Genomic DNA, 14,939 nt, shown 5'->3' with positions numbered 1-14,939 from the left:
GCATGAAGAAAGCCCGGCTCACCGCCGCGATCACGAGCGTGGTGGCCTTGACCGTGAGCGCGTGCGGGGGGACGTCGCAATCCGGGCAGGACCGGACCGCGAACCAGAAATTGACCGAGGGCAAGACCTTCACGATGGCGATCGGCACCGATCCGGGGGCGCTCGACCCGGCGATGACCGTGCTCTCGGTCGCGCTCGACATCGGGCGCTACCTCTACGACAGCTTGATCAACCTCGACGAGTCGGGCAAGCCGATCGCCGGCCTCGCCGAGAAGTGGGAGGCCTCCACGACCACGGCCTCCTTCACCCTGCGGAACGGGATCACCTGCGACGACGGCACTCCGCTGACGGCGAGCGACGTTGCCGCCAACATCAACTTCGTCGGCGATCCCGCCAACAAGTCGCCGATGTCCGGGCTCACCGTGGCACCGGGGACCAAGGCGACCGCCGACGACGCGGCGCGGAAGATCACGCTCACCAGCGGTGCGCCGGACGCGTTCCTGCTGCGCAACGTCGGCGGCCTGCCGATCGTGTGCGGCAAGGGCGTGACCGACCGGCAGGCACTCGCCAAGGGCAAGTACGGCACCGGCATGTTCACCATGACCGAGATCGTGCCGAACGACCACTACACCCTCACCCGGCGCAAGGAGTACGCGTGGGGCCCGGGGGACTGGCAGCGCGAGCAGCCCGGACTGCCGGAGAAGGTGACCTTCCGGGTCATCCAGAACATGACGACCGCCGCGAACCTGCTGCTGTCCGGTGAGCTCAACGGCGCCCGGATCACCGGCCAGGACCAGCAGCGCCTGCGCGCCCAGAAGCTGTTCCACGGCGAGCAGGTCGTGCCGATGGGCGAGATGTTCTTCAACCAGGCACCCGGCCGTGCGGGCGGCGATCAGGCCGTGCGCCGCGGGCTGGTGCAGGCACTCGACCTCGCCCAGATCGGCAAGGTGCTCACCAGCGGCTCCGGGGCGCCCAGCCAGGGAATGGTCACCACCGAACCGAGGGCCTGTGCCGGGGACGCGGTGGCGGGCAAGCTCCCCGCGTTCGACGTCGCCGCCGCGAAATCGACCCTCGACGCGGCCGGCTGGAAGCCGGGATCGGACGGGGTGCGGGTCAAGGACGGCAAACGGCTCGCGCTGACCGCCATCTACGGCACGCAACTCGGGCCGACGATGGCACCAGCCGCGGAGCTGATGCAGCAGTCGTGGAAGGCCGTCGGCGCCGACGTGACGCTCAAGGGTCTCGACAGCCCGGGGACCAGCCAGGTGCTGTTCAACACCGGTGAGTGGGACATCTCGCTGGCACCGGTGACCCTGCTGCTGCCGAGCCAGGTCGGCCCGTTCGTCTCGGGGCCGAAGCCCCCGGCGGGCACGAACTTCGCGCATATCGAGAACGAGAAGTACACGTCGCAGGCCGCGCAGGCGGCGCAGATGTCCGGTGAGTCGGGCTGCGCGACCTGGCTCGCGGCGGAGCAGGCGCTCATCGAGCGACTGGACGTCGTGCCCTACGTCAACTCGGTCATCCCGACCTTCGGCAGCAACGCGCGGTTCAAGGTCATCTTCGGCTCGGTCGAGCCCTCGTCGATCCGGATGTACAGCTGATGGCCGTCGCACACGCCCCGGCCGGATTGCGCGGCAGCCCGTGGCTGTCGTTCGCCGTGCGCCGCCTCGGCCGGTTCGCGATCTCGTTGTGGGTCCTGATCACCACGGCGTTCTTGATGATCCAGCTGATCCCCGGCGACCCAGTCCGGGCGGCGCTCGGGCTGACCGCGCCGGTCGAACTGGTGAACGCGCGGCGGGCGGCACTCGGCCTCGACGATCCGCTGTGGCTGCAGTACGTCCACTATCTCGGCGGACTGGTCACCGGTGACTTCGGGACGTCGATGACGAGCGGGCAGCCGGTCTCCGAGGTGATCGGCGACCGGCTGCCCGCCACCCTCGAGCTGGCGTTGCCCGCCTTCGTGGTGGTCATCGCGATCGCGATCCCGCTGGGCCTGCTGTTCGCCGTGCTGACCCGCGGCGGCCGACGGCGGGGCGGTGAGCTGGCGTTCACCTCGACGACCGTGCTGCTCGCGGCCATCCCGGAGTTCCTGCTCGCGGTGGCGCTGGTCGCGTTCTTCTCCGTCCAGCTGGGCTGGTTCCCGGTCGCCGGGAACGCGGACGCGAGCTCGTTCGTGCTCCCGGTGATCGCGCTGGCGCTCGGTCCGGCGTCGGTACTCGCGCGCATCGTCCGGGTGGAGACGCTTTCCGTGCTGGGCAACGACTTCATCCGCACAGCGCGGGCGAAGCGGCTGCCCGCGCGGCTGGTCTACCTGCGGCACGCGCTGCCGAACGCGTTGACAGCGACGCTCACCATGGGCGGGCTGATGCTGACCGGGATGGTCGCCGGGACGGTGCTGGTGGAGAACGTCTTCGCCTGGCCGGGCCTCGGTTCGACCATCGCCCAGTCGATCCTGCAGAAGGACTATCCGCTGGTGCAGGGGATCGTGCTCGTCTACGGCATCGGGGTCCTGCTGGTGAACCTGACGGTGGACGTGCTGCTGGCCCTCCTCGACCCGCGTTCGACGATCCGGGAGAACTGAGATGGCGAAATGGTTCGCGGCCCTGCGCACCCCGGTGGGCGCGTTCGCGGCGGCCCTGCTGGCGCTGGTGCTCGCGCTCGCGGTGTTCGCCCCGATCCTGTGGCATGACAACGCTTTCGCGATCGATACGAACGCCATCGGGCAGGGACCGTCGGCGGCGCATTGGCTCGGCACCGACGACCTCGGCCGCGACATCCTCTTCCGCGTCCTGGTCGCGACCCGGCTTTCGGTTCTGCTGGCCGTGCTCGCGACGGTGATCGGGGTGGTGACCGGGCTCGTGCTCGGCACCTTGCCCTCGCTGCTGCCGCGCCCCGCCGCACGGCTGGTGACGTCCGCGGTGAACATCGCGGTCGCGTTCCCGGGGCTGTTGCTGGTGTTGTTCTTCTCGGTCATCTTCGGGGTCGGGACGCACGGCGCGGTGTTCGCGGTCGGTTTCGCGCTCGCACCGGCGTTCGCGCGGCTCGCGCAGACGCTGTCCGCCTCCGTCGCGGGGCAGGACTTCGTGTCCGCCGCCCGGATCTCCGGGGTCGGCCGGATACGGCTGCTGCTCCGGCACATCCTGCCCAACATCGGCGAACCACTGGTGGTGAACGCGACCATCGGCGCGGGTGCCTCCCTGCTGGCCTTCTCCGGGCTGTCGTTCCTCGGCATCGGTGTGCAGGCCCCGGATTACGACTGGGGGCGGCTGCTCGGCGAAGGGCTCAACGGGATCTACGTCAACCCGGCGGCCGCGCTCGCGCCGGGTGTGGCCGTGGTGCTGGCGGGGCTCGCCTTCAACCTGGTCGGTGAGACCGTCGCCGGGGTGATCGGCGTCCGCACCGGCCTGCGCAAGCTCGCCCCGCGGCCGGTCACGCCCGCCAGGGAGGACGCCGCGGACGCCCGCGACGACGCGGTGCTCGTGGTGGAGAACCTCCAGGTGGCGTTCCCGCGTCCGGCGGGCTGGACCGTTCCGGTGCGCGGGGTGAGCTTCACCGTCCGCGCGGGCGAGGCGATCGGGGTCGTCGGCGAGTCGGGCTCGGGCAAGAGCCTGACCGGGCTGGCGGTGTCACGGCTGGTCGAAGCGCCGGCCGTGGTCACCGCGGACAGGCTCGAATTCGCCGGGAAACCGGTGCTGACGACGCCGGAACGGGAGCTGCGCGGGTTGCTCGGCACCTCGCTGGCGATGGTGTTCCAGGATCCGATGACCTCGTTCAACCCGACCAGGCGGATCGGCCGTCAACTGGCCGAAGTCGCCGAGCAGCACCAGGGGCTCCCGCGTGCCAAGGCCTTCGAGCGGGCCGTGGACAGGTTGCGCGCGGTGCGGATCCCCGCCGCCGAACGCCGAGCGCGGCAGTACCCGCACGAATTCTCCGGCGGGATGCGGCAGCGCGCGATGATCGGCATGGGCCTGATGGGCGACCCGAAGCTCATCATCGCCGACGAGCCGACCACGGCGCTGGACGTCACCGTGCAGCGGCAGTTGCTGCGCCTGCTGGCGCGGACCAGGGCCGAGCGGGACACCGCGATCATCCTGATCAGCCACGACATCGCGGTCGTTTCGCAGACGTGTGAACGGATGCTGGTCATGTACGCGGGCCGTGTGGTGGAGGATCTGCCGTCCGCCGCGACCCCGCGGCATCCCTACACGCGGGCCCTGATGGCCGCGACGCTCGACCTCGAGACCGATCGTGAGGCTCCGCTGGCGGTGATCCCCGGCCGCCCACCGGAGCCGGATCGCGTGCCGAACGGCTGCGCTTTCGCCGACCGCTGCCCGGCGGCGACCGACCGCTGCCGTCTCGAAGATCCGGTGCTGGAGCGCGTGGAGACCGACCATCGGGTCGCGTGCTGGTATCCCGCGCAGCTTTTCCGGTCCGCCAAGGAAACCGTGACCGCCGGAGGTGCGGAGTGAGCGATCTCGTGTTCGACGCGGTGAGCGTGCGGTACGGCGGCAGGCGAGGGCTCACCGCTGTCGACCGGGTCGGCCTGACCGTCCCTTCCGGACAGGTCGTCGGGCTCGTCGGCGAATCGGGCTCCGGGAAATCGACGCTGGCCCGCGCCGCCGTCGGGCTTTCGCCGATCAGCGCCGGACGGGTCCTGCTGGGCGGCGTGGACGTGCGCAAGCTGCCCCGGCGTCCTCCGTTGCAGATGGTGTTCCAGGATCCGTATTCCTCTTTGGACCCCCGGATGAGCATCGGGGAGTCGATCACCGAAGCGATCCCGCGCGGCGTCCTGCCCGGCCGCGGCGCACGCCGGGACGAGGTCGCCCGGCTGCTGGAACTGGTCAACCTCGACCCCGATCGCGCGGGTCATCTGCCGGGGCAGCTTTCCGGCGGCCAGCGGCAGCGGGTGGCGCTCGCCCGCGCGCTGGCCGGGCGGCCCGAGGTGCTGATCGCGGACGAGATCACCTCGGCGCTCGACGTGTCGGTGCAGGGCGCGGTGCTGAACCTCGTCCGGTCCGTGCAACGGCGGCTGGGTCTGTCGATGCTGTTCATCTCGCACAACCTCGCCGTGATCCGCTATCTCAGCGACATCGTCGCGGTGATGTACCTCGGCCGGATCGTCGAGGTCGGCCCGGCCGAACAGGTGCTGACGGACCCGCAGCATCCCTACACCCGTGACCTGCTCGCCGCGGCGCCGTCGGCGACCGGTTCACTGCTCGACCCCGGCGACGCGAGCGAGACCGCGGACACCGAACCCGCCGACCCGCACCATCCGCCGTCCGGATGCCGCTACCACACCCGCTGCCCGGTCGGCCCGCTCGTGCGTACCGGCCGCGAACTCTGCCTTGAGGCGGACCCCTCGAACGACGCGGCACACCGACGTCATTCGGCGGCCTGCCACTTCAGCGAAAACGAGAGCCACCAGCTCACGATCTCCAGAGGAGCAAGCGCATCATGACCCGACGTCTCGGTCTCGACGACCTGTACGACATCGCCGTCCCCAGCCAGCCTTCGCTTTCCCCGGACGGCGACCGGATCGTCTACGTCCTGCGCACCGCCGACCGCGACGAGGACCGGAACGTCCACACGCTCTGGGAGGTCGGCGCGGCCGGTGGCGAAGCGCGACAGCTCACGCGCGGAACCGCCGACATGGCACCGAAATGGGCGCCGGACGGCACGCGGATCGCGTTCCTCCGTGCCCAGGACGGACCGCCGCAGGTGTGGTTCCTGCCGTCGTCGGGCGGGGAGGCCGAGCGGATCACCGAACTCCCGCTGGGTGCGGGCGCCCCGGTGTGGAGCCCGGACGGCGGGAAGATCGCGTTCTCGGCCGCGGTCGACCTGGCGGGCGGGGAAGCGGCGCCGAACGCCCCGGTGGTGGCCGACCGCCTCGACTTCAAGGCCGACGGCGCGGGGCTGATCAAGACCGTCCGCAAGCATCTGCACGTCCTCGACGTCGCCACCCGGGAAGTCCGGCAGGTGACTTTCGGCGATTGGCACGCCGGCGACCCGGCCTGGTCGCCCGACGGAACCCGGCTGGCCTTCTCCGCCGGGCGGGACGGCGACGCGGATCTGACGTTCCGCTCCGGTGCGTACGTGCTCGACGTGACCACGAAGACGGCCGAGCCGCGGCTGATCGGCTCGGGCGAAGGGATGGCGGGCACGGTCGGCTGGACCGCCGACGGTACCGCGCTGCTGGTGGTCGGCAGGCCCGACACCGAGGTCGGGCACCTGGGGCTGTGGCGGGTGCCGCTGGACGGTGGCGATCCGGTCGACTTGGCCGCCGCGCTGGACCGCAACGTGATGTCCGGCGGCCCCGGCTATCCGGGAGCCCTGCCGCAGGTGACGGCCGACGGCGCCGTGCTGTTCGGCGTCCGGGACCGCGGCTGCACCCATCTGTACGAAGTGGACACCGAAGGCGGGACGCCGCGCGCGGTGCTGGCGGGCGCGGACCGCGTCGTGTCCGGAATGGACATCGCGGGCGGGCGCGTCGTGGTCGTCCTGGCCACGGGCACGTCGTTCGGGGAGGTCACCGTCGTCGACCCGGCCACCGGCGCGGTCGACGTGCGGACGAAACACGGCGAGTCCGATGTCGAGCTCTTCCGTCATGAGGAACGGGAATTCACCATCGGCGACGGCACCGTCGTGCACGGCTGGCTGCTGCGGGACCCGGCGCGATCCGGCGCCGCGCCGCTGCTGCTCGACATCCATGGCGGACCGCACAACGCCTGGAACGGCGCGGCCGACTCGATCCACCTCTATCACCAGGAACTCGTGGCACGAGGCTGGGCGGTGCTGCTGCTCAATCCGCGCGGCAGCGACGGTTACGGCGAGGACTTCTACACCGGCGCCGTGGGAGGGTGGGGTGTCGCCGACGCGGCCGACTTCCTCGAACCCCTCGACCACCTGGTCGCCGAAGGGATCGCCGACGCGGACCGGCTCGCCGTGGCGGGCTACAGCTACGGCGGGTTCATGACCTGCTATTTGACCAGCCGCGACAACCGCTTCGCCGCCGCTGTCGCCGGCGGCGTGGTCAGCGACCTCACCAGCATGGGCGGCACGTCCGACGCCGGGCACTACCTGGCCGTCGGTGAACTCGGCGGTCCGGCGTGGGACAAGGCGAACGAGCGGTTCTCGCCGTTCGCCCGCGTCGCCGACGTGCGGACGCCGACGCTCGTCATCCAGGGCGCGAACGACGACCGGTGCCCGGTCGGTCAGGCCGAGCAGTGGTTCAGCGCACTACGCGTCCGGGGTGTCCCGTCGCGGCTGGTGCTGTATCCGGACGCCTCGCACCTGTTCATCCTCGACGGGCCGCCCTCGCAGCGCGTCGACTTCAATCGGCGCGTCCTCGAATGGGTCGAGCAGTACGCCGCGCCCGCGGACGGGGTGTCGCGGGTGCCGATCGAAGCGGCGCATTGGCGGCGACGGCTGGCCGAACTCGCGCGCAAGTACCGCGTTCCCGGTGCCGCGCTGGGCATCACCAGGGTCGGTGACGACACCGAGGTTCTGGCTTCCTACGGCGTGCTGAACACGAAGACCGGGGTCGAGGTCACCGAGGATTCGGTGTTCCAGATCGGTTCGATCTCCAAGGTGTGGACCGCGACCGTGGTCATGCAGCTGGTCGACGAAGGCCTTCTCGACCTCGACGCGCCGATCGCCGACGTCGTCCCCGAGCTGCGGCTCGCCGATCCGGACGTCGCCAAACAGGTGACCATGCGGCATCTGCTGACGCACACCAGCGGGATCGACGGAGACGTCTTCACCGACACCGGCCGAGGCGACGACTGCCTCGAACGCTATGTCGAAATCCTCGACCAGGCCGCGCAGAACCATCCCCTCGGCGAGACCTTCTCCTACTGCAACTCGGGTTTCGTGCTCATGGGTCGTGTGATCGAGAAGCTCACGGGACAGACCTGGGACGCCGCGATGCGGGAGAAGCTGTTCGCCCCGCTCGGTCTCACCCACACCGTGACGCTGCCCGAGGAAGCGCTGCTGCTCCGTGCCGCCGTCGGGCACGTCGGTGGCGCGGACGAAGACCCGAAGCCCGCGCCGGTGTGGGGATTGCCGCGGAACATGGGCCCGGCGGGCCTGATCACCGCCACCGCCAAGGACGTGCTCGGCTTCGCGCGGCTCCACCTGGTCGGCGGCCTCACGCCGTCCGGCGAGCGGATCCTGACCACGGCGTCCGCCACCGCGATGGCCGAGAAGCACGCCGACCTCCCCGACAAGCACTCCCTGGGCGATTCCTGGGGCCTCGGCTGGATCCGCGACGAGTGGAGCGGACGGCGGGTCATCGGCCACGACGGCAACACGATCGGGCAGTCCGCGTTCCTGCGGTTGCTGCCCGATCAGGGACTCGCGGTCACGTTGCTCACCAACGGTGGCAACACCCGCGACCTGTTCGAGGAGCTGTACCGGGAGATCTTCGCGGAACTGGCGGATGTGGCGATGCCGCGGCCGCTGACGCCGCCCACACCTCCGGTCACCGTCGACGGTTCGAGGCACGTCGGCGTTTACGAGCGGGCCGGGGTGCTGATGGAGGTACTGTCCGGAAAGGACGGACTCCGGCTGCGGCAGACCGCCACGGGTCCGCTGGCCGAGCTGGTGCCGGAGAAGACGATGGAGTTCGACCTGGTCCCGGTCACCGACTCGCTCTACGTCTGCCGTGAGCCGGGCGCGCAGACCTGGATGCCGGTCACGTTCTACACGTTGCCGACCGGTGAGCCGTACATGCACCACGGCGTGCGCGCGACGCCGAAGGTGTCCTGAAAGCACTCGGCCCGCCCGGACTCCCGGGCGGGCCACGGTGTTCAGGCCCTGCGCCGGGCGACGTAACGGACGATCAGCAACACGATGCACACGACCGCGACGGCGCCCGCGATCGTGCGGAACGTCCAGTCCAGCCCCGCGAACTGGCCGATCGCGTTGATGGCCGAGCTGACGAGGAGGACGAGCCAGAGGGAGGTGGTGACGAGCGCGTTGCCGGCGTTTTTGGTGTCGTTCATGGGAAAGACGCTATGGTCCGGCGGATTCCGGGACCAGGGGAGTGACCCCCGTCGTGGGGTGGTGCCAGCGCTACCGCGCCTGCCGAACGGGCGGCCCTGGGTGAATCGAGCCGGCGAAGTTATATCGGCCGAAGCCCATAGTGCCCGAGCCTGCGCGTCCTCCGGCGAACACGCTGGGCGTCCGCCGGGTCAAGCTCCGAGCCCCGTGCGGTCCTCGACGATGTGGGGAGGATTCGGGACGCTCAACGTCCGAAATCCTCCCCACTCGACCCTGCCACTCACGAGGGCCTCAGCCCTTACCGCCCAAGTAAGCCAGCACCGCCAAGACCCGCCGATGCCCGCTGTCCTCCGGCAATCCGAGCTTCGCGAAGATGTTCCGGATGTGCTTGTGCACCGCGCCGTCGCTCACCACCAGCAGTTCGGCAATGGTCGTGTTGTTGTAGCCCTCCGCCATCAGCCCGAGCACCTCGCGCTCGCGCGCGGTCAGCCCTTCGAGCGGGTCGGTCGCCCGGCGGTGCGCCATCAGCTGGGTGATCACCTCGGGGTCCATCGCCGTCCCGCCCTTGACGACCCGGTCCAGCGCGTCGAGGAACTTCTCGACCTTCCCGACCCGCTCCTTGAGCAGATACCCGACAGCGCCCTTGCCATCGGCCAGGAGTTCCGCCGCGTAGCCGGTTTCGACGTGCGCGGACAGCACGAGCACGGGCAGCCCGGGGTACATCTTCCGCGCCTTGACGGCCGCGCGGAGGCCTTCATCGGTGTGGGTCGGCGGCAGCCGGACGTCGGTGATCACCGCGTCGGGCCGGTCCTTGGCGACCAGTTCGAGGAACTCCTCCACATCGTCCACCGCGGCGGCGACGTCGATGCCCGAGGTGTTCAGCAGCATCACCAGGCCTTCGCGCAGCAGCGCGTCGTCCTCGACGATCACGACCCGCATGGCAACTCCACTTTCAGTACGGTCGGCCCACCGGCGGGGCTCGACAGTTTCAAGGTCCCGTCGAAGGCCTCGGCCCGTTTGCGGATCCCGGACAGACCGCTGCCGCCCGACTCGTCGGCGCCGCCGTGGCCGTCGTCACGGATTTCGATGAGCAGGGTGTCGGCGGTGCCGTCGAGGGTGATCCAGGCGTGTTCGGCGCCGGAATGCTTGGTGATGTTGGCCAGCATCTCGGCGACGACGAAGTAGGCGGCCGCTTCGACGGCGGCGGGACGGCGACTGCTGCTGCGAACGTCCACAGTGCACGGAACCGGGCAGCGGTCGGCCAGCGCGGTGACGGCGCCGTCGAGTCCCCGGTCGCTCAGCAGCGGCGGATGGATGCTGCGCACGACGGTCCGGAGTTCGGCGAGCGCGCCGGTCGCGGTGTCCTGCGCCTTGCCGAGCAACTCGCGCGCCCGCTGCGGATCCTTGTCGAAGAGCGAATCGGCGATCCCCAACTGCAGGACCACCGCGGCGATCCTCGCCTGGGTCCCGTCGTGCAGGTCGCGTTCGAGGCGACGGAGCTCGGCGCCGTGCGCCTCCAGCGCGGCGGCCCGCGACGCGGCCAGTTCGACGACGCGGTCGGTCAGCACCACCCCGGGCGCCGGCGCGAGCAGCCTGCGCGCGATGGAAGCCTGCCAGCGGGCCACGCGGGGAAACAGGAAGATCAGCGCGATCATGCCGGCGCCGGTGATCGCGCTGAGCGTCGCCAGCGGCCACGACGTGACCATGAATCCGAGGGAGCTTTCCACCCCGCCGGGGACCGTCGGCCAGATGAACGCCGTGACGATCTGCCGGAGCCCGCCGAGTGGCAGGGCGATGGCGAAGATGCCGATGACGAAACCGGTGGCGCCGTGGAAGACGAGCCAGCCCAGATCCCGTCGCGAGGCCGGGTCGGTCACCGGGTTCCCGGACCGGTACGGCTCGGGGATCGGCTCACCGAGCAGGCGGGCGGCCCGGCGGCGTTCGAAGTTGACCGGACGTCTGATCAGCTGGAGCGCGACGGGCAACGCCGGGATCCCGACGCCGAACGGGCACATCAGCAGCACGAACAGCATGCCGACGAGGACGAACCAGGCGAACATGGAGGAGGCCGCGCCGACCGCCAGGTACCGGATCGCGGACCAACAGGACCGGAGCCGGGTGATCACCCCGTCAGTCTTTCATCCCGCCCTCGGCGGCGTCGGAGCGGAGCGCGTGAAGACCCGCTTTGCGATACTCGGACCATGATCCTGATCGTTCTCAAAGCACAGATCCGCCCCGAGAAGCGCACCGAATGGCTCGCGGGTATCGAGCGCTACACGCAACAGGTGCGCAGCGAACCCGGCAACATCTCGTTCGACTACTACCAGAACGCCGGCGACGAGAACGAATTCGTCCTCGTCGAGGTGTTCGCCGACAGCGCCGCCGGTGACGCGCACGTCGCCACCCAGCACGCTCAGGACTTCTTCCCGTTCATGTCGACCGTCGTCGCCGAGAAGCCCCGGATCAACTACCAGAACCTCGACGGCGACGCGTGGTCGGAGATGGCAGAGGTCACGCCGGTCGACTGACGGCGTTCGTGGCGGTGCGATCGATGATGGCTGCCAGGGTCGTGGCGGCCACTTCGGGGACCCAGTGGCTGACGCCGGTCAGGATTTCGAGCCGGTAGGCGGCGTCGACGTACTGGCCGGCGAGTTCGGCGCTGCGCCGGGACAGGGCGGTGTCGCCGTCGCTCCAGACGTGGGTGGTCGGCACGGTCACCCGGGCACGGAGGGCGGCCGGGTGCTGGAAGAGCATCGCGCGGTACCAGTTCAAGCCGCCGGTGAGGGCGCCGCCGCCGATGATGTCCTGGCGGACCTGGCCGATCTGGGCGGGTGTCATGCCGGTGCCGGCCAGCGTGCGTTCCAGTACGCGTGGCCGGCTCCGGATGGCGAGTTCGGGCAGCCAGGGGAGCTGGAACAGGAACATGTAGTACGACCGGAGGAGCTGGTCGCTGCCGAGCATCGCGCGGAGGAACGCCCCGGGATGGGGGACCGACACGGTGGTCAGGGATCGGACCAGGTCGGGTCGCCGGGCCGCGGTCGACCAGGCGGCGACGGCACCCCAGTCGTGTCCGACGAGGTGGACCGGCCCGGTGCCGAGGGTGTCGATGAGGGCGACGGTGTCGGCCACGAGACGGCCGGCCCGGTAGGCGAATCGGCCTCGCGGGCGTGCGCGGGGTGAGTAGCCGCGCTGGTCGGGCACGATCGTGCGGTATCCCCGCTGGTGGAGCAGGTCGGCCGTGTCGGCCCAGGAGATGCCGGTCTGCGGGAAACCGTGCAGCAGGACGACGACGTCGCCATCGAGCGGGCCGGTGTCCCGGACGTCGAAGACGAGTCCGTCGTGGTCGAAGGTGGCGATGCGGCGGGGCGCGGTCATGGGCGGATTCCCCTTCTTTCGTGGACTGCTCCTATATGTTACCTTGAGTAACAGTGAATCGCGGTAACAGGTAGCCGCGCACTCTGTCGACGTCGTCAGGGAGGTCCGTATGACCAGCACCGATGTGCCACGAACGGCCGGGGCAGGCCGCCACGAGACCGCGCAGCGGCTCCTCGATTCGTCCGCGATGCTGTCCTACGACCCGGCCACCGAGGTGGACTGGGAGACGCCGCTGGACAAGGACTTCCACGGTGCCAGCCCGGAGTGGAGCACGCTCTACGGCACGAGCTACTGGGCCGAGATGAGCCCGGAGCAGCAGAAGGAGCTCACGCGCCAGGAAGCCGCTTCGGTGGCGAGCACCGGCATCTGGTTCGAGATGATCCTGCAGCAGATGGTGCTGCGCGACTTCTACGCCAAGGACCCGACCGATCCGGCGTTCCAGTGGGCGCTGACCGAGATCGCCGACGAATGCCGCCACTCGATCATGTTCGCCCGCGGCGCGGCGAAGCTCGGTGCGCCGCCGTACCGCCCGCGCAAGCTCGCCGTCGAACTCGGCCGGATCTTCAAGGCGACGGCCAGCGGCGAAGCGGCGTACGCGGCGATCCTGGTGGCCGAAGAGGTCCTCGACGTCATGCAGCGCGACTGGATGCGTGACGAGCGCGTGGTCCCGTTCGTGCGCACCATCAACAACATCCACGTGGTCGAAGAGTCCCGGCACATGAAGTTCGCCAGGGAGGAGACGCGCGAGCAGCTGGAGGGCGCGGGTTTCCTGCGCCGCCGGATCAACGCGCTGGTCATCGCCATCGCGTCGTACTTCATCGTCAGCAGCATGATCAACCGCGACGTCTACAAGCACGCGGGGCTCGACACCAAGCGCGCGTTGCGGGAGGCGAAGGCCAACGAGCACCACAAGTCGATGATGCGGTCCAGCTGTGCCGGGCTGATGGAGTTCCTCGGCTCGTGTGGTCTGCTCACCCGCCCCGCGCTGGTGTTCTACAAGCGGGCGAACCTGATCTGACATGGCCTTCGCGATCACCCAGACCTGCTGCAACGACGCCACCTGCGTGTCGGTCTGCCCGGTCAACTGCATCCACCCGACGCCGGACGAGCCCGATTTCGGCACCACCGAGATGCTCTACGTCGATCCTGCCACGTGCATCGACTGCGGGGCCTGCGCGGACGCCTGCCCGGTGGACGCCATCTTCCCGGCGGATCTGCTGACCGGACCGCTCCAGGTGTACGCGGGAATCAACGCGGCCTTCTACGCCGACCGCGAGCCCGCCGCCTCGGTGGACCCGGCGCCGAACTTCCACCGGTGGGGCCCGCCGACGTTCGACCGGGCCATCCCGAGCGACTTCGCGCCGCCGGACATCGCCGTCGTCGGCACCGGCCCGGCCGGGATGTACGCGGTGGAGGACCTGCTTCTCCACACGAACGCACGGGTCACGCTGATCGACCGGCTGCCGGTCGCGGGCGGGCTCGTCCGCTACGGCGTCGCCCCGGACCACCCGGCCACGAAGCGGATCGGCGAGACTTTCTCGCGTCTTCACGAGCATCCTCGGCTGAAGATGCGCCTGGGCACCGAGATCGGCCGCGACGTGTCGGTGGACGAACTGGCCGAGCGGCACGACGCCGTCGTCTACGCGGTCGGCGCCTCGTCCGCGCGCCGGCTCGGCCTGGACGGCGAGGACCTGCCCGGCAGCATCGCCGCGACCACCGTCGTCGCCTGGTACAACGGCCATCCGGACGTGCCAGCGAACGCGGTGGACCTGTCCGCGGAACGTGTCGTCCTGGTCGGCACCGGGAACGTCGCGCTGGACGTGGCCCGGATCCTCACCGCCGACCCCGACGACCTCGCCGGGACGACGATCGCCCCGCACGCACTGGAACGCTTGCGTACCAGCAAGATCCGGGAGGTCGTACTGCTCGCCCGGCGCGGCCCGGAGGACGCCGCGTACACGTCTCCGGAGCTGCTCGCGCTGGCGGGACGCGCTGGTGTGCCGCTGGTAGTGGACGACGCCGACCCGCGCACCACGGCCGCGATCGATGCGGGCAGCGGCAAGGCGGCGCTGCTGCGGGAACTCGACCGCGAGGCCGTCGACTGGACCGTTCCGCCGGAGTCGGACGCTCGCCGGATCGTTCTGCGGTTCCACTCCGCGCCCACCGAGATCGTCGGCGACACCCAGGTGCGCGGCCTGCGCGTCACGGGACAGGATGGGCCGGTGGAGATCGCCGCCGGTCAGGTCGTGCGTGCTGTCGGCTATCGCGGAGTCCCGGTGCCGGGGCTTCCGTTCGACGACGACCGCGGCACGATCCCGAACACGTCCGGTCGCGTCGACGGGCGCCGTGGCGCGTACGTGGTCGGCTGGATCAAACGCGGTCCTTCGGGCGGAATCGGCGCGAACCGCACTTGCGCGCGGGAGACCGTGGCGACCTTGCTTGAGGACATCACTTCCGGCGCGCTTCCGGTGCGGGGGCGGCGGTCGCCGGTGGCCGCTTTGGCGGCGCGGTTCCGCGGTCGGTGACGGGGACGATTCCTTGCTGCCGTGCGCAAAGGCGTGACT

General features: G+C 70.3%; 12 protein-coding genes. 8 read left to right on the top strand and 4 right to left on the bottom strand.

Annotated elements, in window-relative coordinates; all coding sequences use genetic code 11:
* Positions 1 to 2: 2 nt before the first annotated feature.
* From DMC61_RS36895 to DMC61_RS36875, 5 genes are read left to right on the top strand one after another with little or no spacing between them, the layout of a single operon-like run.
* Entirely contained in the window at positions 3 to 1,601 is a 1,599-nt protein-coding gene (locus tag DMC61_RS36895; RefSeq protein ID WP_125695155.1) for an ABC transporter substrate-binding protein, read from the top strand.
* Complete coding sequence (locus DMC61_RS36890) at positions 1,601 to 2,581, top strand: ABC transporter permease (RefSeq protein ID WP_125695154.1); 981 nt, start codon at positions 1,601 to 1,603, stop codon at positions 2,579 to 2,581. The genes DMC61_RS36895 and DMC61_RS36890 overlap by 1 nt, the downstream gene beginning before the upstream one ends.
* A gap of 1 nt (position 2,582) precedes the next feature.
* The gene (locus tag DMC61_RS36885; protein WP_125695153.1) at positions 2,583 to 4,469 is read left to right on the top strand and encodes a dipeptide/oligopeptide/nickel ABC transporter permease/ATP-binding protein; all 1,887 of its coding nucleotides are present in this window, start codon (positions 2,583 to 2,585) and stop codon (positions 4,467 to 4,469) included.
* Complete coding sequence (locus tag DMC61_RS36880) at positions 4,466 to 5,458, top strand: ABC transporter ATP-binding protein (RefSeq protein WP_125695152.1); 993 nt, start codon at positions 4,466 to 4,468, stop codon at positions 5,456 to 5,458. Before DMC61_RS36885 ends, DMC61_RS36880 begins: the two co-directional genes overlap by 4 nt.
* A complete protein-coding gene (locus DMC61_RS36875; protein ID WP_125695151.1) occupies positions 5,455 to 8,766 on the top strand; it encodes a serine hydrolase in 3,312 nt (1,103 codons plus the stop codon). Before DMC61_RS36880 ends, DMC61_RS36875 begins: the two co-directional genes overlap by 4 nt.
* Before the next feature lie 41 nt (positions 8,767 to 8,807).
* Here the strand turns inward: DMC61_RS36875 and DMC61_RS36870 are convergent, their stop codons facing one another.
* The 3 genes from DMC61_RS36870 to DMC61_RS36860 form a co-directional block, all read right to left on the bottom strand.
* Positions 8,808 to 9,002 (bottom strand): hypothetical protein, encoded by a 195-nt coding sequence (locus tag DMC61_RS36870; RefSeq protein ID WP_125695150.1) that lies wholly within the window; start codon positions 9,000 to 9,002, stop codon positions 8,808 to 8,810.
* A 289-nt stretch (positions 9,003 to 9,291) separates the two neighbouring features.
* Positions 9,292 to 9,939: a response regulator transcription factor gene (locus DMC61_RS36865; protein ID WP_016334561.1), complete on the bottom strand. Its 648-nt coding sequence runs from the start codon at positions 9,937 to 9,939 to the stop codon at positions 9,292 to 9,294.
* Positions 9,927 to 11,126, bottom strand: coding sequence for a sensor histidine kinase (locus DMC61_RS36860; RefSeq protein ID WP_125695149.1), 1,200 nt, complete (start codon positions 11,124 to 11,126; stop codon positions 9,927 to 9,929). The genes DMC61_RS36865 and DMC61_RS36860 overlap by 13 nt, the downstream gene beginning before the upstream one ends.
* Positions 11,127 to 11,201: 75 nt before the next feature.
* Here DMC61_RS36860 and DMC61_RS36855 point away from each other — a divergent pair, with 75 nt between their 5' ends.
* The gene (locus DMC61_RS36855; protein WP_016334559.1) at positions 11,202 to 11,528 is read left to right on the top strand and encodes a putative quinol monooxygenase; all 327 of its coding nucleotides are present in this window, start codon (positions 11,202 to 11,204) and stop codon (positions 11,526 to 11,528) included.
* Here the strand turns inward: DMC61_RS36855 and DMC61_RS36850 are convergent.
* Positions 11,512 to 12,375: an alpha/beta fold hydrolase gene (locus DMC61_RS36850; protein WP_125695148.1), complete on the bottom strand. Its 864-nt coding sequence runs from the start codon at positions 12,373 to 12,375 to the stop codon at positions 11,512 to 11,514. The two genes, DMC61_RS36855 and DMC61_RS36850, sit on opposite strands and share 17 nt — an antisense overlap.
* A gap of 109 nt (positions 12,376 to 12,484) precedes the next feature.
* Between DMC61_RS36850 and DMC61_RS36845 the strand changes: the two genes are divergently transcribed.
* Both DMC61_RS36845 and DMC61_RS36840 read left to right on the top strand, forming a co-directional pair.
* Positions 12,485 to 13,393, top strand: a complete 909-nt coding sequence (locus tag DMC61_RS36845; RefSeq protein WP_016334557.1) for a diiron oxygenase — start codon at positions 12,485 to 12,487, stop codon at positions 13,391 to 13,393.
* A gap of 1 nt (position 13,394) precedes the next feature.
* A complete protein-coding gene (locus DMC61_RS36840; RefSeq protein ID WP_125695147.1) occupies positions 13,395 to 14,900 on the top strand; it encodes an FAD-dependent oxidoreductase in 1,506 nt (501 codons plus the stop codon).
* Positions 14,901 to 14,939 lie beyond the last annotated feature (39 nt).

Origin of the sequence: Amycolatopsis sp. WAC 04169 (assembly GCF_003947535.1) — a bacterium.
GTDB classification, from domain to species: Bacteria; Actinomycetota; Actinomycetes; order Mycobacteriales; family Pseudonocardiaceae; genus Amycolatopsis; species Amycolatopsis keratiniphila.
This window is presented reverse-complemented; position numbering and strand designations above follow the sequence as displayed.

Bases quoted from the DNA above. Each gene is read 5' to 3' on its own strand.
- DMC61_RS36895 (WP_125695155.1), top strand. From the start codon at position 3: ATGAAGAAAGCCCGGCTCACCGCCGCGATCACGAGCGTGGTGGCCTTG.
- DMC61_RS36870 (WP_125695150.1), bottom strand. From the start codon at position 9,002: ATGAACGACACCAAAAACGCCGGCAACGCGCTCGTCACCACCTCCCTC.
- DMC61_RS36845 (WP_016334557.1), top strand. From the start codon at position 12,485: ATGACCAGCACCGATGTGCCACGAACGGCCGGGGCAGGCCGCCACGAG.
- DMC61_RS36885 (WP_125695153.1), top strand. From the start codon at position 2,583: ATGGCGAAATGGTTCGCGGCCCTGCGCACCCCGGTGGGCGCGTTCGCG.
- DMC61_RS36850 (WP_125695148.1), bottom strand. From the start codon at position 12,375: ATGACCGCGCCCCGCCGCATCGCCACCTTCGACCACGACGGACTCGTC.
- DMC61_RS36840 (WP_125695147.1), top strand. From the start codon at position 13,395: ATGGCCTTCGCGATCACCCAGACCTGCTGCAACGACGCCACCTGCGTG.
- DMC61_RS36875 (WP_125695151.1), top strand. From the start codon at position 5,455: ATGACCCGACGTCTCGGTCTCGACGACCTGTACGACATCGCCGTCCCC.
- DMC61_RS36865 (WP_016334561.1), bottom strand. From the start codon at position 9,939: ATGCGGGTCGTGATCGTCGAGGACGACGCGCTGCTGCGCGAAGGCCTG.
- DMC61_RS36855 (WP_016334559.1), top strand. From the start codon at position 11,202: ATGATCCTGATCGTTCTCAAAGCACAGATCCGCCCCGAGAAGCGCACC.
- DMC61_RS36890 (WP_125695154.1), top strand. From the start codon at position 1,601: ATGGCCGTCGCACACGCCCCGGCCGGATTGCGCGGCAGCCCGTGGCTG.